Origin of the sequence: Chitinophaga pollutisoli (assembly GCF_038396755.1) — a bacterium.
In the GTDB taxonomy this organism is placed as follows: Bacteria; Bacteroidota; Bacteroidia; order Chitinophagales; family Chitinophagaceae; genus Chitinophaga; species Chitinophaga pollutisoli.
In genome coordinates this window covers 3,896,165-3,919,625 of the sequence record NZ_CP149822.1, presented here as the reverse complement: position 1 = coordinate 3,919,625, position 23,461 = coordinate 3,896,165, and the positions used below count along the sequence as shown (strand labels likewise).

The following is a 23,461-nucleotide window of genomic DNA, read 5'->3' as shown; positions in this document are numbered from 1 at the left end:
TATCTACGTGTTATGAAAATGAAATATGCCATCCTAAGTCTTTTCCTTGCCGGCGCGCCCTGCCTGGACGCCCTGGCCCAGCAGGCCACGCTCACGAAGTTATGGTCGACGGACACGACGCTGAAGGTGCCCGAATCCGTGTGTTTCGACGCCAAACGCAATATCCTCTATGTCACCAACATCGACGGCCAGCCGTGGGGGAAGGATGGACAGGGCTTCGTTTCCCGCGTGTCGCCGAAAGACGGTAAGATTGTTTCGCTCCGCTGGGTGGAAGGGCTCCACGCCCCCAAAGGCATGGGTCTCTATAAAAACCGCCTGTATGTCGCCGATCTGAACGAAGTGGTGGTGATCGACATTGAAAAAGGCGCCATCGAAAAACGCATCGCCATCGCCAATGCCGAAGGACTCAACGACGTAACCGTGGCGCCGAACGGACAGGTGCTCGTTACCGATTCCCGCAAAAAAACCGTGCACGTAGTGGTGCCGGAAACGAATAGCGGCCCCTATCTCGACAGTGCCCGCAGCGGCCTGAAAGGCCCCAACGGCATCCTCGCCGGCCCCGCAGGGCTCCTCGTGCTCGACGACAGCTCGGTGAAACTCGCTGCGATCGACGGCACCCTCACCAAAGTAGCCCCCGCTTCCAACGGCGCCGACGGCATCGAACACGTTAAAGGCGACGAATACATCGTTTCCTGCTGGAAAGGCGACGTATATTATGTGAATATCAAAAACAACTCCGCCGACAAAATCCTGGATACCCAGGCCGAAAAACTCCAGACCGCCGACATCGGCTACGATCCGAAAAAGAAAATCGTTTATATTCCCACCTTCTTCGGTAACCATGTAACCGCTTACAAGCTTACCGTCAACTGATTTTAATCCTGCCGGAAAGCCAGCAAACGCTTTCCGGCAGTTACAACACCTGCATGAAGTATCTGTACCTGTCCGCACTCTTGTTCACTGTTTACACCGTTAAAGCACAGTCTTCGCGGCAGGCTTATGTTTTCTCCCATCTCACCATCCACAACGGCCTTTCCGGCAACCACGTTTCCGGCATTTTGCAGGATAAGAAAGGTTTTATCTGGATCGCCAGCAACGCACTGCAGCGATTCGACGGTGAGAATTATATCACCATCACCCAGTTCGACCGGTTGCCTGGTTCCATTTATTACGACGACATCGCCCTGTACGAAGACCGCCAGGGCCATATCTGGATCGGTACGCCGGAGAATATCCGGTTATACGATCCCGTGACCACCCGCATTTCCACTGTTCCCATCGAGGCCGGCATACCCGCCGGGAGGGAGATCGGTGTATATGCTTTTTTGCAGGACCACAAGGGCCAGCTCTATGTGACGTCGGAGGCCGGGCTCCTGCAACTCGATCCCACACATCGCAGGTTCCGCAGGCCGGCAAACATTCCCGACAGTATCAGTACGAACATGCAGTCGGCCATCCTGGAAGACGCCCACGGGCGCCTCTGGATCAGCGGAGAAAAGGAGATGTACATGCTTTCCCAAGACAGGAAGCAACTGTTCAGCTCTTACAACAATCCGCACAATTACCCTCTGCTGAATGTATTCGCGAGCGTGAAAGAAATGCTGGAAGACCAGCGGGGCCGCATCTGGGCGGCAACGCGCATCACCAACGAGCTGCTTTGCTGGACGCCCGACAGCAGCGCCATGCGGCGGTTCCAGTTCCGGTTCGGCAACCAGCCACCCGATCAGGTGTATGAGCTGGCGGAAGATCATCATGGCAACATCTGGGCGGGGATGAAAGATAACGGCCTGTACCGTTACAACGATTTGCAGGATAAATTCTCGCTGCATATTGGACCCACGAAAGACTCGCTGGGCCTGCACCTCAATTACGAAACCAATTGCCTCGTCCCCGACCGCGACGGTCACCTTTGGGTGGGAACGGATGTGGGCGTCAATATACTCAGTCTGCACAACGAAGGTTTTACCCGCCTCGACCAGCCAACTTACCCGGGTCCCGGTGCGGAGGTAACGGGCTTGCTGACGGCGAAGAACGGGGATGTTTACATGGCATCCTGGGGTGGAGGGTTTTCGCACCTCCGCCCCGATCTCAGCCCTGTACGGCATTATACATACGGACCGGATGGCCTCACCGAAGAACGAAACCTCGTCTGGAGCCTCGCGGAACTGCCTTCCGGAACGATTCTGGTGGGACAGGAAAACGGGATGATCTCCGAATACGATCCGGTCAAGCAGCGCTTCCGCCATCACAGGCCCCCGGCGCTCCACGATCAGGCTGTACTCACGATGTTCCCGGAAAACGATACCACCGTCTGGATCGGGTTGTATAAAGAAGCCATGTCGCGGTGGAACCCCATGTCGGGCCAGTTTATGAATTATCCGCAAATCACGGAATTCATCCGCCGGAATACCGCCGTTACCGCCATCGTTCCCGGCGGCGATAGTCTGTTGTGGCTGGGGTCGAGCAGGGGCGGCGTGTTGCGGTTCAATAAAGCGCTGGGGAAAGTTACTTCAGCGGTGATGTTCATGCGCGGCAAGGATACGGTACGCAACATTACGGCGCTGCTCCCCGTCAACGATACGACGTTGCTGGCCGGCACCGATCATGGCGTGTATTTCTATTTCCCTTTTTCGGGAAGATGGGAAGCCCTCATGATCAACAACCGCCCCTTCAACGAATGGATCCTGTCGATGGCGCCAGCCGGCAACAACCGCTACTGGCTCACCACCCAATCCGGCTTCTACCGGCTGAACGGCCCTACCCGCACGCTTTCCATCTTTGTCCAAAATAACGACATCATCACCGATGCACGAATGGTGCGGCGCAGCATTGTGCAAATGGCGGACGGCCGCCTGCTCGTAGGCGCCACCGATCACGCCATCGCCTTCTCCCCCGACAAACTGGAAGTAAAACCCGCCCCGCCCGACGTAACAATCGTTGAATTCAGGGTGCTGAACATTCCGGTGATGGTGGATTCCGCGATGTTCTTCAACAAACCGCTTCTACTGCACCATGATGAAAATTTCCTTGGCATCGACTTCAAATCGCTGCAATACCACGGCGAGAAACTGCAATATTTCTACCAGCTGCAAGGGCTCGATAAAGACTGGCTACCGGCGGAAAACGTGCTTTCGGCCCGGTATACCAACCTCCCGCCGGGCGAGTATACGTTCAATGTAAAGAGCATGAACACGGCCGGCGTATTCTCCCGCAACACTACCTCCCTGCACATCGTGATCCTGCCGGCGTTCTGGCAAACCTGGTGGTTCAGGACGCTGCTCATCCTGCTGGCGGCGGGGCTCGTGTACGGTTATTTCCGTTTCAGGATGTATCTGGTGAAGAAGGAAGCGCGCAGCAAGGCAGCTTTCCGGGAAGAATTGTCGCAGCTGGAAATGAAAGCGCTCCGCGCGCAGATGAACCCGCATTTCATCTTCAACGCCCTCAATTCGATCCAGACTTTCATGTTAAAAAACGAGACGGACACTGCGCTGGCGTACCTCAGCCGCTTTGCGAAGCTCATCCGTAACGTGCTCGACCATTCGCAGCTCAACAATATCTCCATCACGCGGGAAACGGAAATGCTGGAGAATTACCTGGAACTGGAGCGCCTCCGCCTCGACGGGCGCTTCGATTATACCATTTCCATCGACCCGGAACTGGACCAGGATTTCACGGAAATTCCCGCCATGGTGCTGCAACCGTTTATCGAAAACGCCATCTGGCACGGGCTGCAACATAAAAATGCGCCGGGCAAACTGCACATCGGCTTCACGCGCGAAGGGCAACAAATCCACTGCGTGATCGAAGACGACGGCATCGGCCGTGAATCCGCTACGGTATTGAAGCAGCAAAGCCATCCCGCGCATGTGTCGCGGGGCCTACAGATAACAAAAGACCGGCTGCAGATTTACAACAGCCGGTACAATATGGATGCGTCTTTCGACATCGAAGATCTGAAAGATGAAAATGGCCGTCCGTCAGGAACGCGGGTGAACCTCTGGTTCCCGCTGACGGAGGATTAGTCCGTCAACCCAACCCAATCTCAAAATGCCGGGTCGGGATTTCAATATCCTGGAAGCCTTTCTTGATGAGCCAGTCGCGGAAAACGGTCTGCACTTCATATTCGCCGTGCACGAGGAAGAGGCGCTTCACGTCGCGTGGGTTCTGGCAGGCGAGCCACTGGCTCATATCCTCATAATCGCCATGCGCACTCAGGGCGCGTATCACGCCCACTTCCGCCTTCACCTGGAATTTATCTCCATAGATAGACACCTCCGTGGCGCCGCGCATGAGGCGTCCGCCGAGGGATTGCGGTTCGCAATAGCCCACGATGAGAATCGTGTTCTTCCATTGTTCGATGTTATTGGCGATGTGGTGCTTCACGCGGCCGGCTTCCGCCATGCCGGAAGCGGAAATAATAACGCAGGGTTCCTTGCGGAAGTTGAGCATTTTCGATTCTTCCACCGTTTTAATGTAACGCAGACCGGGGAAGCTGAACACGTCTTCGTCCACTTCCAAAAGCTTGGCTACTTTACGGTTGAAGCATTCCGGGTGCATGCGGGTCACCTGGGTGGCTTCGAGCGACAGCGGACTGTCCACGAAAAGGTCCACGGTCGGAAGCTTTCCCGCCAGCTGCGCGCGGTTGAGCGCATAGAGGATTTCCTGCGTACGGCCTACGCTGAAGGCGGGAATAATGAGTTTCCCTTTTTTCATGACGCAGGTTTCGTGGATATAGCGCAACAGTTCTTCGTCGGCCGGTTTGATATCGGGATGCAGGCTGCTGCCGTAGGTGGATTCCATGATGATGTAATCCGCCTGCGGGAATTCTTCCGGCGATTTCAGGATGGGATCACCATAGCGGCCAATGTCGCCACTGAACGTGATATGTTCCGTTTTGCCGCCTTCGTTGATCTTCAGGTGCACGCAGGCGCTGCCGATAATGTGCCCTGCGTCGGTGAAGAGCACTTCTACGTCTTCATCGATACGGAACCATTCCCCATAAGCCACCGGCACGAGCTGGTCCACGGCGCGTTTGGCGTCTTCCAGTTTATATAACGGCTCCACGTAAGGTTTGCCTTCGCGCGCGTTTTTCTTGTTGACGTATTTAATATCATCTTCCTGGATCTCGGCGGAATCGAGCAGGAGGATTTCGGTGAGGTCCCTGGTGGCCGGCGTGCAATAGATGCTGCCCCGGTAGCCCAGTTTGCTGAGGCGCGGCACGAGGCCGGAGTGGTCGATGTGGGCATGCGAAAGGATCATAACATCGATTTCTTCGGGATTGAAGCCGAAATCGAGGTTAAGGGCGGTGGTTTCGCGGCCCATGCCCTGGTACATGCCGCAGTCTAATAAAATCTTCAGTCCTTTCTTCAGGGTGATAAGGTGCTTCGACCCCGTCACCGTGCGTGCTGCTCCGTGAAATGCGATTTTCATGATGATGCTTTTTAAAACTCCACGTAATCCTGAACCTTGCGATCTCCGTGCTGTCTTTGCTCCTGCCGGTTACTTCCACCGTCAGGGCCACGGATTCTCCGGTTGCTATCGTTTGCGCGATGGCGTCGCGGATGGCGGCGCCTTCGTCACAGGTGAAATATGTCTTGTTTTTTGCCTTTTTAAGAAAGATGCCTTCCATCCCGGTGACCAGCATCGATACTTTAGCCGTTGCGCCATACACGTGCCCCATGGCGAGAATCCCGCTGCTCATTTCCGCGGCCATAGCCAGGCAGGCGAAATACGTGCTGCGGAAAGGGTTCTGGGAAAGCCAGCGATACGGGACGGATGTGGTGCACGACAGCTCGGAAGCGCTGCCCGCGCGAACACCGGAGATCCAGGCGCTGGGGAGTTTATACAGGAGAAACAACGAGAAAGCGAACCGGTTGTTCACTCTGTTGAAAAATTGGGATGCGCTGCGGGTAGTTGCCATTCCGGGGATTTTATAGTTTCCGAACGTATGCGTAAGTATCTCGCTGAGCGTTGATGCCGGGGGCGCCTGCTTCCCGCGGAACCGGCAGGTTGCGGGCATCGGCCCCCAATATTACGGCATTTGTATTATCCGCCAATTGCAAGGCGATAATATCTTTCAGCTGCTGCCGGCCTGCCGGGTCATACACCGGGAAGCACACTTCGATCCGGCGGTGCAGGTTGCGGTTCATCCAGTCGGCCGAACCCATGTAAATCAGTTCTTTCCCACCGTTATGGAAAATGAACACACGGGCATGTTCCAGGTAACGGTCCACGATCCGGCGTACCCGGATGCCTTCGCGGGGCACCAGGCAGCAGATGCTCCTGACGATCAGATCGATCTCCACCCCTGCGTCTGCCGCTGCGTACAGCTCGGCGATCATGCTTTTCTCCTGCAGGTTGTTCAGTTTGATGGTGATGCGCGCGGGCTTGCCGTTGCGGGCGTTCTCCGCTTCACCGCGGATGAGCGTTTTAAACCGCTCGACAAGGTTGAACTGCGCCACCAGCAAATGTTCGAAGTGCATGAAATTGAACTTCCCGGGCTGGATGCCGGTCTGCATATAAATGAACAGCAGCTCCAGCTCCTGCGTGAGCGCCTGGTGGCGGGTGAGCAGTACGTGATCGGCATAAAACCGCGCGGTGCTTTCGTTGAAGTTGCCGGTAGCCAGCAGCGCGGTATGATCCCAGTAGAATCCGCGCTTGCGCTTCACCAGGGCCACTTTCGCATGCACCTTCAGGCCTGGGATGCTGTACAGTATCTTAACGCCGGCGGCCTTCATGCGCTTGGCCCAGCGGATGTTGTTGGCCTCGTCGAAACGCGCCTTCAGTTCCACCATCACCGTCACCTTCTTCCCGTTTTGCGCGGCGCTCATGAGCGCATGTGCGATGCGGGAGGTGGAAGCCACGCGGTACAGCGTAACATAAATCTCGCGCACTTCGGGGTCAGTGGCGGCTTCATTGAAGTATCGAAGAATGTAATCGTAGGATTGATAAGGCACATGCAGCAAGAAGTCGCGCTCCTGGACCTGGTCCAGCAGCGATCTGCCGGGATCGATGGCATTGCAGTACGCTGGCGGCGCTTTGGGATATTCCGCCGAAGCGTCGGAAGGCAGCGGCAGGTCGGACAGGTCGCGGAGGTTGTGGTACCGCCCCCCGGTGGCCAATTCCGGCGGCGCGATGCGGAAATAAGCCGCCAGCTGGTTGCGCAGCGCATCCGGCATGGCCGCGTCGTACAGGAAACGGGTGGGCACGCCCATCTGGCGTTGTACCAGCATGTCTTCTACTTTTTGCAGCAGGTGGCCGCTGAACTCGTCAACGTCGATCTCCGCGTCCCGCGTAACCTTGATGCTGTACGCGGCTTTGATGCCCACATGCGGGAAAAGGAAATCCAGGTGCTGGCGGATGGCGTCGTCGAGGAAGAGGATATCGTTGCCGGCGAGCCGGAGGAAACGCGGCAAATGATCCGATGGGATGTTGACGATCCCGGTGCCGCCGTCTTCCAGGCACACCACGAGGTAGAGTGCGTTGTTTTCGAGGAACAGTTCCATCGGTTCGCCCAGCCGGAGACGCACGGGGCGGAGGTAGGCAAGTATCGTGTTGAAGAAATAATCGCGGATGGCAGGGAAGTGCTCCGGTGCGGGGGATTCCCCGTAATACAACCGGATGCCTTTCTCTTGTAACCCGGGTATCACCACTTGCGTGAAAATGCGCCCATATTCGTTGAGCTGCCGGGCGATTTCCTGCTGCGCGGCGGACAGGGCGCCTTTTTCGCCTTCATGCAACTGGTGCAGGGCCAGCAGCGCCGGCATGCGTACGCGGAAAAACTCGTCAAGGTTCGAGGAGAAGATGGACAGGAATTTCACGCGCTCATACAGCGGAACACCCGGCGTCTCCGCCATGGAAAGCACCCGGAAATTGAAGTGCAGCCAGCTCAGGTCGCGGTCGTTCAGGGGGATGGTTTGTTGCTCCAATGCCTAACCTTTTACCGGGAAAAAGATAGCCGCCACCGTGAATGCGATCACGGAAGCCACGATGCCGAACATGAAGGTATTGTACGCCAGGCGCAGCAACCGGTATTTCCGGCCCAGCACCACGCCCAGATTGTATATATCATGGATCATGTTGCTGTAGAGGTAATCCGGGTTTTTGATGATGGTTTCCATTCCCTCTTCATATTCGGGGTACGACATCTGGTGGAAGTTGCCGAAGAAAAGGAGGTTCGCTTTTTTGTTTTTGATATCTTCTTCCGTGAAGCGGCCGCTCGTTACATTGGGCCGTGTGGCCAAAACCGCGAACACGATGGTAGTAACGCTGGTGACGAGGAAAATGAAGGCGGGCAGGATGAAATTGGGATAATCTTCCAGCTTCCGCAGCAAAACCGATAACAATACGGAGATGATGATGGCATTCACCGAAATCATGATATTCGCTTTGGAATCGGCCATAGAACTGAGGCGGATGTGATTGGTCCCGGTGGTGCGGAACATCGTTTCCACGCCAGGTTTCTTCTTCTCACCCTTATCTTCCTTATCTTCCTTCACTTTTTCCACTTTCTTTTCCGGCTGTAATCCGTGCTTTTCCGCCGTCGCTTCCCGCTGTTTTTCTTCCAGCTTTATTTTCAGCTTTTCAATATTTTCTTCTTTCTGCGGGTTGAGCAGAGTACGGCAGTAAGCGGTGTGGTATTGGTGGGATTCGAGGAACTGGATAGTGGTGCGCGTCCATTCCACGCTGCTGATCTTTTTGCCCGCGGCCAGTTCGGCTTCCGTGCGGAGGAGCTTGTTGCGTTTGGAAAATTCTTTGCTGCCGAGATGGAAAAGGTCCGCATCGCACACGATCTGCTCCAGCAGGTTATTTGGCTGCTGGGGCATTTTGGTGGCGAGCACGCAATCCGCCGCGGCGCGGCCCGTAGCTTCAGGGAGCCCCTGCGCTTTGGCGAATGCCCGCACGGCATCGGCGCCGGCGGATTCGTGGCTGGATCGCTCGCCTTCAAGATACCCCATATCATGGAACCAGGCCGCCAGCATCACGATCAGATGGTCTGCTTCCGAAAGGCGGTAATAGGCGGATATCTGGTCGGCCGCCTGCACTACCTGGCTGGTATGCACGAGGTTGTGGTATACCAGCACCGGGTCCGGGTGCGATTCATATTGCCGGGTCACATAGGCCTGCGCGGCTGCTAACACTGAACTAATTTCCATCTGGTGGTGTATTTACTATATTCCAAATTACGGCATTTTTTGCGTTAATTTTATCCTATAAAGAATGGCTTATGAAGATGTTTCCTTGTCTGCTGCCTGCAATCATGCTCATTTCCTGCCAGTTGGCGGGGCAAAATGAAGCACGGCTCCAAACCTCGCCGGAAGGCTACCGGCTCGAACAATACGAACGGTTCCGCGTCCGGGAGTCGTTGCAGGAAATCTCCGGCATCGTGTTCCACCGCGACGAAGCCCACTTCATCGCCAACAACGACGAACAGGGAAAACTCTTCCAGGTCAACCTCCGCGCTACCGCTCCTTATCCCTCCTGGAAATTCGGGAAAGGCGGCGATTATGAAGAAACCGTGTTCACCGGCAAAGATTGGTTCGTGCTCAAAAGCAACGGCAGCATGTACAGGATAGACGGGATGTTCACCGACACCATCTCTTCCACCCTCGCGCATTTCCCGCACAACTGGAAACGCGAGTTCGAAGCGGCTTATTATGATATCCAGTCCAACCGGATCGTGGCCATCTGCAAAACCTGCGAAGTGGATAAAGGACAAAAGCAGACCAGCGTATTCACGTTCAGCCCCGATTCGATGACCTGGAACCCCGAACCCGCCTGGCGCTTTTTCAATGACAACATCCCCGGACTGAAAGAAGGTCCTTCCAAGCACTTCAGGCCCTCCGGCGCAGCTGTCCATCCCATCGAAAACAGGGTATATATCGTGGCTTCGGTGAATGAACTGCTCGTCATTACCGACCTTCAGGGTAACGTACAGGAAACGCACCGCCTGCCCAGGAAACATTTCTCTCAGCCCGAAGGCATCACCTTCGCGCCAAACGGAGATATGTATATTTCCAACGAAGGCGATGAAGACCATACGGCCGATATTCTCAAATTCAAATACAGCCCTAAAAATTGAAATACCTCGCATTCCTTTTCCTCGCTTGCCTCGCCCTGCGGGCATCCGCGCAGGAAGACAGCATACAGCAGCGCATCATCCTCATCGGTGACGCCGGCGAAATGCGCAACGGGATCAACCCCGTCGTGGATGCGGTGAAGCGCAACTTCCCGCTGGATAAAGGCGCCAACACCGTTCTCTTCCTCGGCGACAACGTGTACCCGCTCGGGTTGCCCAGCCCTCTGGCAAAGAACTTCCCCGAAGCGCGCGCCATCCTCGATTACCAGGTCAACCTCGTGAGAGGCACCAACGCCAAAGGAATATTTATTCCCGGCAACCACGATTGGTCCAAACACCGGCCCGACGGCTGGCGGCAGATCCGTAACCAGCAACAGTACATCGATTCGCTGAAACTGCCCAACGTCGACTTTTTACCGAAAGATGGCTGTCCCGGACCGCTGGCCGTGCCGTTGGGAGATGACGTCATGTTGATTGTGATGGACTCCGAGTGGTGGCTGTACCCTGGCGCAAAACCCGGGCTGGAATCGTCCTGCGATCAGAAGACGGAAGACGAGGTGCTGGCCGAGATCAAGGATATCGCGGCCGCCAATCCCGGGAAGCTGCTCGTATTCGCCGCGCACCACCCTTTGCGCAGCTACGGCATTCATGGTGGGTATTACACCATCAAACAGCATATCTTCCCCCTTACCGACGCCAAACCTTACCTATACGTGCCCATGCCCGTTATCGGCAGCATTTACCCATTGGTACGCGGCGTATTCGGCACGCGGGAAGACCTCCCGCATCCGTTATACAAGCGCCTGATCCGCGGGATCGAAGCGGCTATCCCGAAGGAATCGCCCACCGTATTCGTGGCGGGCCATGAGCATACTTTGCAGCTCATCAACGAAGGGCACCGCTATTTCGTGGTGAGCGGCGCGGGCGCGAAAGACAGCCGGGTGAAGCAAGGCCCGGGCGCTTTGTTCGCCAGTAAATTCTACGGATACAGTGTGATCACGGTGATGAAAAATGGCAGCGTGAAAGTGGATTTCTATAACGAAAACGAATCCACCCCTATCTTCTCGCGTCAGATGTTCGACCTGAACGGATACCGGAAGAAGCTCGCGCAGGAAGCGGCCAAACCCATGCCAGACAGTGTGACCATGGCGGCAGATCCCCGCTACGTCAACATCAACGGTTTCCACCGGCTTATGCTCGGCGAAAACTACCGGAAAGTCTGGGCTACGCCCCTTACTTTCCCCGTGATCGATATCGACACGACGAAGGGCGGATTGAAAGTCACCAAGCGCGGGGGCGGGATGCAAACGCGCTCCCTCCGGCTGGAAGATACTTCCGGCAGGGAATGGGTGCTCAGGTCGGTGGTGAAAAACCCAACGTCCGCCGTTCCCGAAGCGCTCCGCGAAACCTTCGCGCGGGAGATCGTGCAGGACCAGATCTCCGCTTCCAACCCATACGCCCCGCTCGTCGTTTCATCCCTGGCGGAAAAAGCCGGCGTGCCGCATACCAACCCCTCGTTCGTCTATCTCCCCGATGATACCGCGCTGGGCATCTTCCGCCACGACTTCGCCGGCGGCGTTTACCTCTTCGAAGAACGCGAGCCCGTTACTGCCAGCAAAACCTACAACACGCTGAAAGTACTCGAGAACCTGCTCGAAGACAACGATAATTCCGTGAACCAGAAAGCCGTGTTGCAGGCGCGCCTGCTCGATTTCTTCATCGGCGACTGGGACCGGCACGACGATCAATGGCGCTGGTGGGCCGAAAAAGATAAGAAGAAGAAAGAATTCTTTCCGATCCCACGCGACCGCGACCAGGCGTTTTTCGTCAACGAAGGCGTGATCCCTAGGATGGCAAGCCGCGCGTGGCTCATGCCCAATATCCAGGGCTTCCGGAAAAATATCCCGAACATCAACGGGCTGAACTTCAACCCGCGCTACTTCGACCGCAACTTCCTCACCAACCTGTCCGAACAACAGTGGGCGAAGGAAGCGGAATCCTTCACGGTGAAAATGACCGACGAAGCCATCGAAGAAGCCGTGCGCCAGTTGCCCGATTCCATCCGCAGCCTCACCGGCGATATGATGCTGGAACGGCTGAAAGCCAGGCGGGGCATCATGAAAAGCGAAGCCCTCAAATATTACCGCTTCCTTGCCAAAGGCGTGGATGTGACCGGCTCGCAGAAGAACGAACAGTTCACCATCACCCGGCTGGACGACGGGAAAGTGCGCGTGGTGTCGCGCAAGATCAGTAAATCGGGCGACCTGGAGCAAAAACTCTTCGACCGCACCTTCGATCCCGCGCATACGAAGGAAGTAGCAATCTACGGCCTCGGCGGGCAAGACCGTTTCGTGCTCACCGGAGAAGGCCATCCCCGCATCCGGGTACGGCTGATCGGGGGCGCGGAAAAAGACACGTATATCGACAGCGTTGCTTCCGGCGGCGGTAAAAAAACACGTATTTACGACCTGAAACACAAGGAAGACAGCTTTGCCATAGGCAACCGCGCGGGCCTGCGCCTTTCTTCCGACCCGGATGTAATCCGTTACAACCGGATGGCGTTTAAGTATAACAAACTGATGCCCCTCGTCACCGGCGGCTTCAACCTCGACGACGGGCTGCTCCTCGGTGTGGGCATGGAGTACACCGGGCAAGGGTTCCGGAAAGATTCCTTTGCCGTGCGCCACCGGCTGACGGGCATGCATGCCCTGGCAACGGAAGCCTGGCAATTCCGGTACGAAGGACAATTCAACGACGTGATCGGCAAATCAGACTTGTTGCTGTACGGGCTGGCGCGCGCACCACACAATACGGTCAATTTCTTCGGCTTCGGAAACGAAACGGTGTACGATAAAAACGTCACCGATCCGCCGATCCGTTACTACCGCAGCCGCTTCAATATTTATTCCGCGGAAATGATGCTGCGCACCAACCTGGCGCAGAACATCAGTTTCGCCATAGGGCCGTCTGTCACCGCCGCTTCTCTCGAACCGGAACACAATTACGGCAGATTCCTCGATGCATTCGACAAAGGGGATTCCGTTCGCCTGTATGCGAAGAAAAGTTACGCCGGCCTCCGCGGCGCCTTTGCCATCGACACGCGCGACAACAAGCTCGTGGCCACCCGCGGCCTCCTCTGGAATACGTATATCCTGGGCAGCAAAGGAATCAACGGCGCCAGCAGGAACATGTTGCAGGTCCGGTCGGACATGAGCATTTACGCCTCCCTCGGCCTGCCGCCCAACGTAGTGCTGGTTACCCGTTTCGGCGGCGGTTATACCTGGGGCAACCCGGAATTCTTCCAGGCGCTGTCGCTCGGGGGAACGGCCAATCTCCGCGGTTTCCGCAACAACCGCTTCGCCGGGCACGGTATGTTCTACAACAACATGGAGCTGCGCGTCAAACTGTTCGACTTCACTTCGTATATCCTCCCTGGCTCTGTGGGCCTCATCGGTTTCAACGATGTGGGGCGCGTGTGGTACCGTGGCGAAGACTCCGGCAAATGGCATAACGGCTTCGGCGGCGGCGTGTACTTCTCGCCCGTCAATCTCGTGGTGCTCACGGCGGTGCTCGGCCATTCTTCGGAAGGTACCTTGCCGTATGTGACGTTCGGATTTAAATTCTGATAACGTTCTGATAAATGAAAACGGCTGTTCAGTAATTGAACAGCCGTTTTTTTATGGAGTTGATATTATTCAGGAGGGATTGCCGGCGGGCAGCGCGCGGCCCATATTCACTGACAGGCGGATGGCTTTCAGGCCGCTAACGCCCTGAAGCTCTTCCAGCTCCAGCATTTCCACATCGCGGAGCAGCACGTCTTTATCTATGAGGAAGTCGATGAACTTGCGGTATTCTTCCGCTTCCCGGGAATACGAATATACGATGGCTATCTTGCCGGGTTGGGTGAGCCGCTCGTTCGTGTCCTTTATGCGCACTTTGTCGATCCGTTTTTTCATGATCTCGTAACGCATGTTGTACGCGCCTTCCACATCAAACCGCCGTTCATCTTTCCGGAAACTGATCGCGATGGGATTCGAATGCGCGAGGATCAGCTGCGTGGTATGCAGCGGGAGTTTCAACATAGGCGCCAGATCGTTCGTGAGCCTTGCGATTTTCGCCATCGACGAAAGCTGCCACAGGCGAAGATTCCGCAGGTACATCATATCGAACTTCCGCTCCGGCGCGATGGTCTGTCCGATGTAAATATTATACTCCACCCCGTCGGTCCGGTACTTTTCGAAATAGCAGGGATACGATTGCTGCAGTTCGTCTTTTTCCTTTTCCAGGAAATTATTGATGGCGGAATTGATTTCCCGCAGGCTTTCTTCGTACTCGCGGCGATGGTGGTAGATATGCCCCGTGTGCTTATCGATCTTCGTGAAGTATTCGTTGAGCAAAGGTTTCAGGCCGTCTTCGCTGTCGTAAAGATGGCGGAAGGTAGGCGCGATCTCGTGGTCGAGGAATTCGTTGATCTTCACTTCGTCCTCCGCGAATAGCGTATCGTGCAAGCCGGAGAGCAGGCGGTTGTTTTTGTATTGCAACTCCTCCAGCAGCGGGAGGTGCAGGCTGCCGTTGATACCGCGGAATGTTTGCTGGATGAGCTGCAGCTGCTCGCGCAGGTCGTCGCGGATCGCCGTGCCCCTTTCCACGGAGCTGTTGCGGATGTCGACGGCGCCATACAGCGGGTACACATCTTCAAACAGGATATTCCCGATATCTTTCTGCTTTACGTTTTTCGGCGTATGGAGATATTCCCAGGCCGCTTCCGTGAACTTCCATTCTACGGCGGGCTGCAGGGCGGTGAACTGGTCTTTGATCACTTCGTTGATCCGCTCGTTGGCCAGCTCCACGCTCCGCCGCAGCAACAGCGAGCCCAGCGCGTAAACAGGTTGGAGGTTGGAAAGAATCTCCCAGTCCAGCGGCGTCTGCTCAGACGTGGCCAGCTCCAGCATGCCCAACAGGTTGTTTTCATGCAGGATCGGGAAAAGGATGAAACTTTTGACGCCGTGCAACGGCAGGTATTTGAGGAAAGGATACAGCTCCACCGTTCCCCGCGTCACTTCATTGAGCACCAACGGTTGCGGATTGGCCTTGAGGAATGTCATCAACTGATCGTTCAGCGCCAGCCTTTCCTGGTCGCTGCGCGCGCTGCTGAAAATAATACTCTGCGCCACATACGTAGTTTCAAGCACGTTGCGGTTATTGACCTTCAGGAAAGGGATCAGGTGAATATTCAGGTCTGCCCGGCCGGCGAGCGTTTTGAGATATTCCCGCGCCTGTGTATACGTTTTCAGCTCATTGTCTTTCCGGATGTTGAGCACCAGGCTCTTCATGCCATTAACCACATAGTCCCGCGTAACGTCCTGGATGGTCCAGATCACGAAACCTTCCAGCGCAAAAGCATCCAGCGGCACAAGTTCCTGCAGTACGGAAAGATCCTGCGAGCGGAAGTCGCCAGAGCATATCTCGCCGCAATCGAGCTTCGGGAGGTCGCCCTTCAGCCGCACATCCACGAAACGCGGGTCGATGTTCACTTTGATATAACGCAGCAACCCGTCATCGTCCGGGAAACTGATGGTATGCACGATATCCGTGTCGTAATTGATCTGCAGGTTATACCACCTTTCAAGGATCAGTTTATAGAGCCACGACAGCTTGTCGCGACGGATTTTGTCGGGAGACATCCCCTTCGGCATTGCCATCAGCTCCTTTCCGTCTTCTGAAAATATCTGTTGGAATTTATCCGAATAGTAGAATATGGCGAAGCGGTAAGGCACGCCGATGCCGAAAATATCGCGGGAATCGTCGATAGTCACGGGGAAAACGGTGGCGGTCACAAGATCCAGGTACTCCTGGTATTTGGCGACGTCTACATCACTGCTGAGTGGCTGTTGTAATTCGGGATTGCTTTCAAAATGGCGGACGATCTCGGAAAAGAACGCGGCCCTGGCCCCCTTGGCATTTTGCGCTTTGTCTTTCATGAAGCGCACGAAAGGGACGAACGAGATATGGCTCTCTATCAGGTGTTCCTCTATCAGCTGATCCCGGTTTGCGGTAAGTATCTTCATAATTTTCTAAACCTTTATGGCTAACAGCGACAGTGCAGGATAACAGTAATTTCTCGGGGGAATAGTTGCTATTGCGAAGTTACGTAAAAATACGAAATGCGGGCATCGGCGTCGTCGAAGGTAACCGGGCCACGCTGGCGGAACTGGTGCATATATCCGCAAAGCCCGAAATCCCCCACGCAGCAAAGCGTATGGAAACCATACATGCCGGCGAAAAAGACGGTCCACCCGCCTTGCAGCCACACCGCCGCCAGCACCATCCCCAGGGAAAGCACCACATACGGCCCCAGGGCGATCACCAGCAGCTGCCGGTAATTCACGGCAAAATCGTGCGCCACGGCGTAAAACATCAGTTTCCGCCATACCACGCCATACCGCACGTCTTTCGCTCCGAAATACCGGAACAGCAGGCCATGGATCAGCTCATGAAAAGGAATGAGGAGGATAACGGCCGCCACGCCGAGGAACAGCCAGCCCAGGATTTCCCCGCGGGACAGGGAGCCCGACGCGCGGGCGAAGATATATCCGGCTGCGATCCACAGGCCTCCCAGCAGGGAAGCGGCCATGAGCAGCCAGTAAAAAGGGATCCCCTGCGCACGCCTTCCTTTACGGGCACCAACAGCTCGCTTATCTGAAAAGCGGCCAGTTCGGTGTACCCTCGGGCCTGGAGCTCGTCGCGCAGGGGACTATTCATCATTACATGGGGATTTCCACCTGGTTCTTCAGCAGGTCGTCGATCGTATCGCGCTTGCGGATCAGGTGCGCCTTGCCGTCTTTCACCAGCACTTCAGCCGGTTTCAGGCGGGAGTTGAAGTTGCTCGACATCTCGAAGCCATAGGCCCCGGCGTTATAGAACACCAGCAGGTCGCCTTCGCGCACTTCGCTGATCTTGCGGTCCCAGCCGAAGGTGTCGGTTTCGCAGATATTGCCCACAACGGTATAGATGCGCTCCGTGCCTTTCGGGTTGGAGATATTCTTGATCAGGTGGAAGGAATCGTAGAACATGGGGCGGATCAGGTGGTTGAAGCCGCTGTTCACGCCTACGAACACCGTAGCGGTCGTTTGCTTGATCACGTTGGCTTTCACCACGAAATAACCGCACTGGCTCACAAGGAACTTTCCGGGTTCGAACCACAGCTGCAGCGGGCGTTTGTACGACTTCGCGAACTTGTTGAAAGCCTCGCTGAGCTTTTTGCCGAGCAGATCGATGTCCGTTTCCGGATCGCCCTGCTGGTACGCTACTTTAAAGCCGCTGCCCAGGTCGATGAACTCCAGGTCGGGGAAGTGTTCCGTCATTTCAAACATGATTTCCACCCCGCGCAGGAACACGTCTACGTCCTTGATTTCGGAGCCCGTGTGCATATGCAGGCCCGTCACCTTGAGCTTCGTGCTCTTTACGATGCGCTCGATGTGCCGCATCTGGTGGATCGAGATACCAAACTTGCTGTCCACATGCCCGGTCGAGATTTTGAAGTTGCCGCCGGCCATGATGTGGGGGTTCAGGCGGATGCAGATCGGGTAAGTATCGCCGAACTGGTTGCCGAATTGCTCCAGGATGGAAATGTTGTCGATATTGATGTTTACGCCCAGGTCTTTGGCCGCGATGATCTCGCTGAGGTCCACGCAGTTCGGCGTAAAAATGATGTTCTTCGGATCGAAACCCGCTTTCAGCCCCAGCTGCACTTCCTGGATGCTTACCGTATCCAGCCCGCAGCCCAGGGAATTGATGTAGCGGAGCACGTTAATGTTCGTCAACGCCTTGCAGGCGTAGAAAAAGCGCGCGTCAGCCTTGCTGAAGGCATCCTTCAGCTTCTCATACTGTGTCTTGATCTTTTCGGCGTGATAGATATACACCGGGGTACCGAATTCCTGCGCTGTTTTCACCAGGAAGTCCGCGCTGAGTACGTCGCTTTGTTTAGCCATTGTATCGGGTAAATTGAATGTGCGAAAATAATAAGAAATTAATCTTCCTGCATAAAATCGTCGAGGTCGCGGCGTTCTTTCTTGGTAGGACGGCCGATTTTACTCTGCCTTTTACCCGTATCGAAGCTGGAAGCCATGCGTTTATTGAGCAATTGGTCTTCCTCCGGCGTGATATCGATGTAATATTTAATGGCTTCCGAATAGGCCTGGCGGTTGGCCAGCAGCCCCGTTACCCTCACTTTCCACTTCCGTGATTCGGTGCGGATGTCGTATTCATCCCCCACGCTCACGGCCTTGGCGGCTTTCACGGCCACCCCGTTGAGCTTCACCTTGCCCGAATCGCAGGCGGCAGCGGCGGCCGTGCGGGTCTTGAACACCCGGATGGCCCAGAGATATTTGTCTACACGCAGTTTTTCAGCTGTCATCCTGCAAAAATACGAAACCCGCGCTTGCTTGTCCAGCGCTTATTGACAAACACGGCTCGTCCTCCGTTAAAAATGTTTTCTGGCGGGTAGCCGGCGGCGGTAAGCCGATGGGGCGGCCGTTGCGTCGCACACTTCAGCGCCGGAAATGGCTGGCCCGTCCATTCTCAACACAAAATTCCCGGCGGTTTTGTACCTTACGGACCGCTAAAAAGCCTCGCGCACATGCAAAAAAAGCACCTGCTTTACCCCCTTATCATCGGAGCTTTCGGGCTGATGACCTGGTTCATCATCTCCCGCGGCGAACAACTCCCGTCCCCTTCCGCCACCGGCCCCCTCCTGCATCCGGTCCCGCCGGCAGCAGCGCCTTACGTGGGCTCGGGTATTTTCACTGATTTACTACATCACCTGCAACATCCGTTGAGCATGTTGCTGCTGCAGATCATCGTGATCCTCTGCGCCACCCGTGCTTTCGGCTATTTGGCCCGCAGGGCCGGGCAGCCCGCCGTGGTGGGCGAAATCATCGCGGGCATCGTGCTGGGACCTTCACTGCTGGGGCTACTGGCGCCCGGGGTTATGGATGCGCTTTTCCCGAAATCTTCGCTGCCGCCGTTGCAATTCCTCAGCCAGATAGGGCTGGCCTTCTTCATGTTCATCGTGGGCATGGAGCTGGATATCTCCAAAATCCGCCAGAAAGCGCACGACGCCGTGATGATCAGCCACGCCAGCATCGTGATCCCCTTCTTCCTGGGGGTCTGCCTGGCTTATTTCACTTTCACGCAGTTTGCACCGCCCAACGTCGGGTTCCTGAGTTTCGCGCTGTTCATGGGCATCGCCATGAGCGTGACCGCCTTCCCGGTGCTGGCGCGCATTGTCCAGGAGCGCAACCTGACCGGTACGCCCCTCGGCGCGATGGCCATCACTTGCGCCGCAGCGGATGATATCACCGCCTGGTGCATTTTGGCCATTGTAGTGGCTATCGCCAAAGCGGGCGGGCTGGCCAGCGCCCTGGTGACCATCGCGCTGGCGGGGATATTTGTGGCGGGTATGCTGTTGGTGGTGCGCCCCTGGCTGCAACGCCGGATGCGCACGCTGAACGGAAACAAAACCAAGGTGGCCTTGGGGTTCTTCGTGCTGCTGATCGCGGGTTATATAGCGGAGGTGATTGGCATCCACCTGCTGTTCGGGGCTTTCCTGGCCGGGGTGATCATGCCCGCGGAAGCCAATATCAAACAGGTGCTGCAGGATAAGCTGGAAGACGTGAGCGTGGTAATACTCCTGCCGGTTTTCTTCGCTTTTACGGGCCTCCGTACCCAAATCGGCTTACTGAACGAGGGGCACCTCTGGGGTGTTTTCGGCGTGATCATGCTGGTAGCCGTGGCGGGTAAATTTGCGGGTTCGGCGTTCACGGCCAGGCTGATGGGTCAGTCCTGGGAGCAATCGCTTTCCATCGGCGCGCTCATGAACACACGGGGGTTGATGGAACTGGTAGTGCTCAACATCGGTTACGACCTGGGCATTCTCACCCCGCAGGTGTTTGCGATGCTGGTGCTGATGGCGCTCGCCACCACCTTTATGACCGGGCCGCTCTTAGACTATTTCGGATGGTATTTCCACGGCCGCAAGGCCCGGGCGATGTCCTGATACCAATGTCTCCGCATAAAGAGGCCCGGACTGCTCAGCCCGGGCCTCCTGGTTATATCCGTTCAGGTACTATCCGGTTATTGCGCCGCTATCCGCAACGCCTCAAACGTACCGCTGCTGATCGTTACCGTCGCCGTTCCGCCGAACTCCTCCGCTACACCGGAAAACGTTCCCTGCAGCTTTTCCCCTACCTGCCCGAAAGCCGAAATGCCGACCTTCATCGTTTCGGAAACATAGCGCTTGCCGTTCAGTTCCAGCACCATCGTCACATCTTCGTAGTTACCTACTGTTTCGCCTTCGAAATTCAAGGTCAGCTGGTGTGTGCCCGCTACCATCGTGCAAAGCGTTTCATGGCTGCGGAAGTCGTACAGCGCCATCGCCACGAAGGTTTGCCCCGCCACGCCGCCGATCTGGATCTGCTGCTGGTTGTACCCGCCGCCATGTATCCGGAACCGGACCGGGGCCATATTTTCTCTGAGACAAATGCGCACGTCTCCCAATTCTTTGCCCGATTCGTCTGCAGGAATGGCCACCGTCAATTCCGCACTGCCGCCCAGCATATCGAAAGCTTTCAGCAAAACGGTCTTGCCCTTCGGCCCGTATATCGTGAATTGCGACTGGTCGTTGGTATAAGCGCTGCCGATATGCTTCCCGTCAAGATAAATATTGACGAAGCCGGCGTAGGGCCGCCCTTCGCAGTCGGTGAGCTTTCCTGACAGGGAAGGGCCACAGGGGAAGGACAGGTTTTGGGTCATGGATTTGCCTGCTGCCATGGCGGGAATGTCTGCCGTAGTACCACGGCCGTTGTTCAACCGGGGATCGAGGCGCACGGTGGTGGCGCTGTTCGCCGGTACCCGCGCCTTGAATTTTCCGTCTTTATCCGTCGTAACGGTAATCTGCCCCAGTGTGACGTTGGCGCCGCCCACTCCTTTTGAAGCACTTCTGCACGGATCGTTCACGAAACCTTCCACCATCGCAGTCACTTCCGGCGCATCCACGTTCCAGGTCGAGAAGTGGCCGACGGTGCCGGTATAGAAATTCCCCTGCCGGGTGGCCTGCCCTTCTTCCTTCCACACGCCGGCCACGTTATCGAAATGCCATAGCGGGATCGTGTTGGGTGCGGTGGCCTGTTGGAATACGGGGATAGGAAATTTTACGGTGGAAGTTTTCCCGGTTTTGAGCTGGAGTTTATCGCCTGAGGGGCTTTCCATTTCCACGTCTACCATGCCATAGGAATACAGCATTACAACGGATTGGTCAGCCCGGATGGCGCTGAGGTCGCCGCCGGGGATCTTCAGGCTGAAGTCGGGGTCTGCCGGGTCGATATGCGTTACCGCGAGGTTGACGACGCCCGTGTATGCGGTACCGTCGGCTTTCACAATGGCGCCCGCCGGTATCTGGACGGAAGCTCCTCCCGCTACGGTAAGCGTACCGCCTGCGGCAGACTGGAGCGTGTGGGTCACCTTTTTCTGCTTGAGCGTCAGGCGGACGGCGGCGTTATTGCCGCCCGCAGTGGTAACGCGGCGGACCTGGCTATGATACCCGGCTTTGGAACCCTGCACAAGCACCACATTGCCTTCTGCCAGCTTGAGGCGCTGCATGACGAAAGTGCCTTTGGCATCTGTAGTAACCTGCTGAACGTCGGATTTGACGGTAGCCCCGGGCATGGGGGCGCCGCTCTCGTCGACAACGATGCCGGTCAGTTCGATGGGGCCGCTATAATTCCCCGGTGGGCCGTCCCCACCGGGCTCATTGCTTTTTTTGCATGCGGAGAGTAACAATACGGAAAGCAGCACGATGAAGTGCGTCCGGCGGCGCCGGATGAAGTTTTGGGGACAGAAGTGCATAAATCTGAATGATGAGGGGTAAATAATTGAAGCTGAAGTGCGAAAAAAGCAAAAGCTGTGCACTCCTGCTTCTCCGGGTGCGGGTAATGACAATTCTATTGGCTGAAGTGGGCAATCGGGGTGTTGAAATGGGCGGGAGGCCCGATGTGGCGAAGAGAGAGGGCATAAAAAAAGAGCACTGCTTCTCCTGCAATGCCCTTTTGGATATAAAAAGAATACGATTATTTCTTCCTGGTGGTAGTTTGCTTTTTCACCGGCGCTTTTTTGGCTACGGGTTTCTTGGCGGGAGCGGCTTTCGCTTCGGGCTTTTTCACCGGGGCGGGGAACCTGCTTCTGTCTACCGTAGCGGCTTTATCGTCGAGCGTCATCTGGAGGGATTCTTTGAGTATCTCCTCTTTTTCCGCCTGGAAGAGTTTCATTTTCTCTTTCGGGATGCGCAGGTCGTAGCTGCTCGTTTCGCCGGCGAGGGCCTGGGCGAAGCCGGGATTCAGCCGGGCCAACTCATCGGTTTCCATGGCCAGCTTTTTGGCAATGGCTTCGATGCGGTATTTACCGGTTACATTGAACTCAACCGTGTTGAACATGTCCTCTTCGGTGAGGGGAGCCGCTTTCCGGAATTCGGTGGCGGTATTCATCCTTGCGTTGGGGAGCGACACGTTTGCGGTCGTGTAATTGCTGCCTACGCCGAAGAAGGTGTTGAACCTGTCAAGGATATAACCCGTTGCGATGAATTTGTACACGTGGTTGCGGGACTCCGCGGGCAGGAAGTACTGGATACCCCAGAAATCGCTGCGGCCGCTGATCTTTTGCGCGCGCATCACACCGCCGGCGCCGCAGTTGTAAGCGGCAACCACCAGCAACCAGTCATCGAACCGGTCGTACAATTCGTTGAGATATTTGGCCGCGGCCACGGTGGATTTGTAGATATCCTTCCGTTCGTCGACTTTCTTACCCACGCTCAGTCCGAAGATGCGGGCGGTGCCGCTCATGAACTGCCACATGCCCACGGCCCCGACACGGGAGCGGGCATTATGCATGAGGCTGGACTCGATCACCGCGAGGTATTTCATTTCCTCGGGGATGCCGTGGTCCAGGAACACTTTTTCGATCATCACGAAATATGGCGCAGACCGTTCCACCATCACCGAAAGGTGTTTGCTGTAGCGGTTGGCATAGTCGTTGATATAATTCTTTACGAAATTATTGTTCATCTGCTCGTACACCTTAGGAGTACGAATCACAGAAGGCAGCGCCTGGGCCGCTTTCTTTACCGACATGGAGGCAGGAGCCCCGTGCACCGTCGTGTCTTTCGGCAGGCGCCCGGCCTTTTTCAAGGTAACGGAGGTATCGGCGGGCGCATCCTGTACGGAATACACCATCTCCTTATTCACCTCAACGCTGGCGGCAACTGCACTGGAACTCCCCACTAAAGCCGGCAATGATAGAAGTAAAAAGACTTTCGTCATACGCGTAGGTTTG

General features: G+C 56.0%; 15 protein-coding genes. 5 read left to right on the top strand and 10 right to left on the bottom strand.

The genetic code is table 11. The features are described 5' to 3' along the window. Window positions 1-12 precede the first annotated feature (12 nt). A complete protein-coding gene (locus WJU16_RS16465; protein ID WP_341834573.1) occupies window positions 13-873 on the top strand; it encodes an ATP/GTP-binding protein in 861 nt (286 codons plus the stop codon). A gap of 53 nt (window positions 874-926) precedes the next feature. Beyond that, window positions 927-4,022, top strand: a complete 3,096-nt coding sequence (locus WJU16_RS16460) for a two-component regulator propeller domain-containing protein (protein WP_341834572.1) — start codon at window positions 927-929, stop codon at window positions 4,020-4,022. Between the two features lie 4 nt (window positions 4,023-4,026). Here WJU16_RS16460 and WJU16_RS16455 read toward each other — a convergent pair whose 3' ends face one another. Genes WJU16_RS16455 through WJU16_RS16440 form a run of 4 tightly spaced genes read right to left on the bottom strand, consistent with a single transcriptional unit; the run spans window position 4,027 to window position 9,155 of the window. Continuing rightward, a complete protein-coding gene (locus WJU16_RS16455) occupies window positions 4,027-5,397 on the bottom strand; it encodes an MBL fold metallo-hydrolase (RefSeq protein ID WP_341838671.1) in 1,371 nt (456 codons plus the stop codon). Then, complete coding sequence (locus WJU16_RS16450) at window positions 5,297-5,920, bottom strand: DUF4442 domain-containing protein (RefSeq protein ID WP_341834571.1); 624 nt, start codon at window positions 5,918-5,920, stop codon at window positions 5,297-5,299. Before WJU16_RS16450 ends, WJU16_RS16455 begins: the two co-directional genes overlap by 101 nt. Window positions 5,921-5,930: 10 nt before the next feature. Continuing rightward, the gene (ppk1, locus tag WJU16_RS16445) at window positions 5,931-7,928 is read right to left on the bottom strand and encodes a polyphosphate kinase 1 (protein ID WP_341834570.1); all 1,998 of its coding nucleotides are present in this window, start codon (window positions 7,926-7,928) and stop codon (window positions 5,931-5,933) included. A 3-nt stretch (window positions 7,929-7,931) separates the two neighbouring features. Next, window positions 7,932-9,155 carry a Pycsar system effector family protein gene (locus WJU16_RS16440; protein WP_341834569.1) on the bottom strand — a complete coding sequence of 408 codons (1,224 nt, stop codon included), beginning with the start codon at window positions 9,153-9,155 and terminating at the stop codon, window positions 7,932-7,934. Between the two features lie 71 nt (window positions 9,156-9,226). Between WJU16_RS16440 and WJU16_RS16435 the strand changes: the two genes are divergently transcribed. Both WJU16_RS16435 and WJU16_RS16430 read left to right on the top strand, forming a co-directional pair. Next, a complete protein-coding gene (locus WJU16_RS16435; RefSeq protein WP_341834568.1) occupies window positions 9,227-10,081 on the top strand; it encodes a hypothetical protein in 855 nt (284 codons plus the stop codon). After that, the gene (locus tag WJU16_RS16430; RefSeq protein WP_341834567.1) at window positions 10,078-13,704 is read left to right on the top strand and encodes a BamA/TamA family outer membrane protein; all 3,627 of its coding nucleotides are present in this window, start codon (window positions 10,078-10,080) and stop codon (window positions 13,702-13,704) included. The genes WJU16_RS16435 and WJU16_RS16430 overlap by 4 nt, the downstream gene beginning before the upstream one ends. A 69-nt stretch (window positions 13,705-13,773) precedes the next feature. Here WJU16_RS16430 and WJU16_RS16425 read toward each other — a convergent pair whose 3' ends face one another. The 4 genes from WJU16_RS16425 to WJU16_RS16410 form a co-directional block, all read right to left on the bottom strand. Further along, entirely contained in the window at window positions 13,774-16,146 is a 2,373-nt protein-coding gene (locus WJU16_RS16425) for a hypothetical protein (protein WP_341834566.1), read from the bottom strand. Window positions 16,147-16,214: 68 nt separating this feature from the next. Continuing rightward, window positions 16,215-16,712: a DUF3267 domain-containing protein gene (locus WJU16_RS16420; RefSeq protein ID WP_341834565.1), complete on the bottom strand. Its 498-nt coding sequence runs from the start codon at window positions 16,710-16,712 to the stop codon at window positions 16,215-16,217. 130 nt (window positions 16,713-16,842) lie between these two features. Beyond that, window positions 16,843-18,069, bottom strand: coding sequence for a diaminopimelate decarboxylase (lysA, locus tag WJU16_RS16415; RefSeq protein WP_341834564.1), 1,227 nt, complete (start codon window positions 18,067-18,069; stop codon window positions 16,843-16,845). Between the two features lie 38 nt (window positions 18,070-18,107). Beyond that, window positions 18,108-18,494 (bottom strand): RNA-binding S4 domain-containing protein, encoded by a 387-nt coding sequence (locus WJU16_RS16410; protein ID WP_341834563.1) that lies wholly within the window; start codon window positions 18,492-18,494, stop codon window positions 18,108-18,110. Between the two features lie 222 nt (window positions 18,495-18,716). Between WJU16_RS16410 and WJU16_RS16405 the strand changes: the two genes are divergently transcribed. After that, on the top strand, window positions 18,717-20,135 hold the full coding sequence (locus WJU16_RS16405) for a cation:proton antiporter (RefSeq protein WP_341834562.1): 1,419 nt from the start codon (window positions 18,717-18,719) through the stop codon (window positions 20,133-20,135). Between the two features lie 77 nt (window positions 20,136-20,212). Here the strand turns inward: WJU16_RS16405 and WJU16_RS16400 are convergent, their stop codons facing one another. Next, window positions 20,213-21,982 (bottom strand): carboxypeptidase regulatory-like domain-containing protein, encoded by a 1,770-nt coding sequence (locus WJU16_RS16400; RefSeq protein WP_341834561.1) that lies wholly within the window; start codon window positions 21,980-21,982, stop codon window positions 20,213-20,215. 221 nt (window positions 21,983-22,203) lie between these two features. Next, entirely contained in the window at window positions 22,204-23,448 is a 1,245-nt protein-coding gene (locus WJU16_RS16395) for a transglycosylase SLT domain-containing protein (RefSeq protein ID WP_341834559.1), read from the bottom strand. Window positions 23,449-23,461 lie beyond the last annotated feature (13 nt).

Bases quoted from the DNA above. Each gene is read 5' to 3' on its own strand.
- WJU16_RS16465 (WP_341834573.1), top strand. From the start codon at position 13: ATGAAAATGAAATATGCCATCCTAAGTCTTTTCCTTGCCGGCGCGCCC.
- WJU16_RS16460 (WP_341834572.1), top strand. From the start codon at position 927: ATGAAGTATCTGTACCTGTCCGCACTCTTGTTCACTGTTTACACCGTT.
- WJU16_RS16450 (WP_341834571.1), bottom strand. From the start codon at position 5,920: ATGGCAACTACCCGCAGCGCATCCCAATTTTTCAACAGAGTGAACAAC.
- WJU16_RS16440 (WP_341834569.1), bottom strand. From the start codon at position 9,155: ATGGAAATTAGTTCAGTGTTAGCAGCCGCGCAGGCCTATGTGACCCGG.
- WJU16_RS16435 (WP_341834568.1), top strand. From the start codon at position 9,227: ATGAAGATGTTTCCTTGTCTGCTGCCTGCAATCATGCTCATTTCCTGC.
- WJU16_RS16425 (WP_341834566.1), bottom strand. From the start codon at position 16,146: ATGAAGATACTTACCGCAAACCGGGATCAGCTGATAGAGGAACACCTG.
- WJU16_RS16420 (WP_341834565.1), bottom strand. From the start codon at position 16,712: ATGGCCGCTTCCCTGCTGGGAGGCCTGTGGATCGCAGCCGGATATATC.
- lysA (WP_341834564.1), bottom strand. From the start codon at position 18,069: ATGGCTAAACAAAGCGACGTACTCAGCGCGGACTTCCTGGTGAAAACA.
- WJU16_RS16410 (WP_341834563.1), bottom strand. From the start codon at position 18,494: ATGACAGCTGAAAAACTGCGTGTAGACAAATATCTCTGGGCCATCCGG.
- WJU16_RS16405 (WP_341834562.1), top strand. From the start codon at position 18,717: ATGCAAAAAAAGCACCTGCTTTACCCCCTTATCATCGGAGCTTTCGGG.
- WJU16_RS16400 (WP_341834561.1), bottom strand. From the start codon at position 21,982: ATGCACTTCTGTCCCCAAAACTTCATCCGGCGCCGCCGGACGCACTTC.
- WJU16_RS16395 (WP_341834559.1), bottom strand. From the start codon at position 23,448: ATGACGAAAGTCTTTTTACTTCTATCATTGCCGGCTTTAGTGGGGAGT.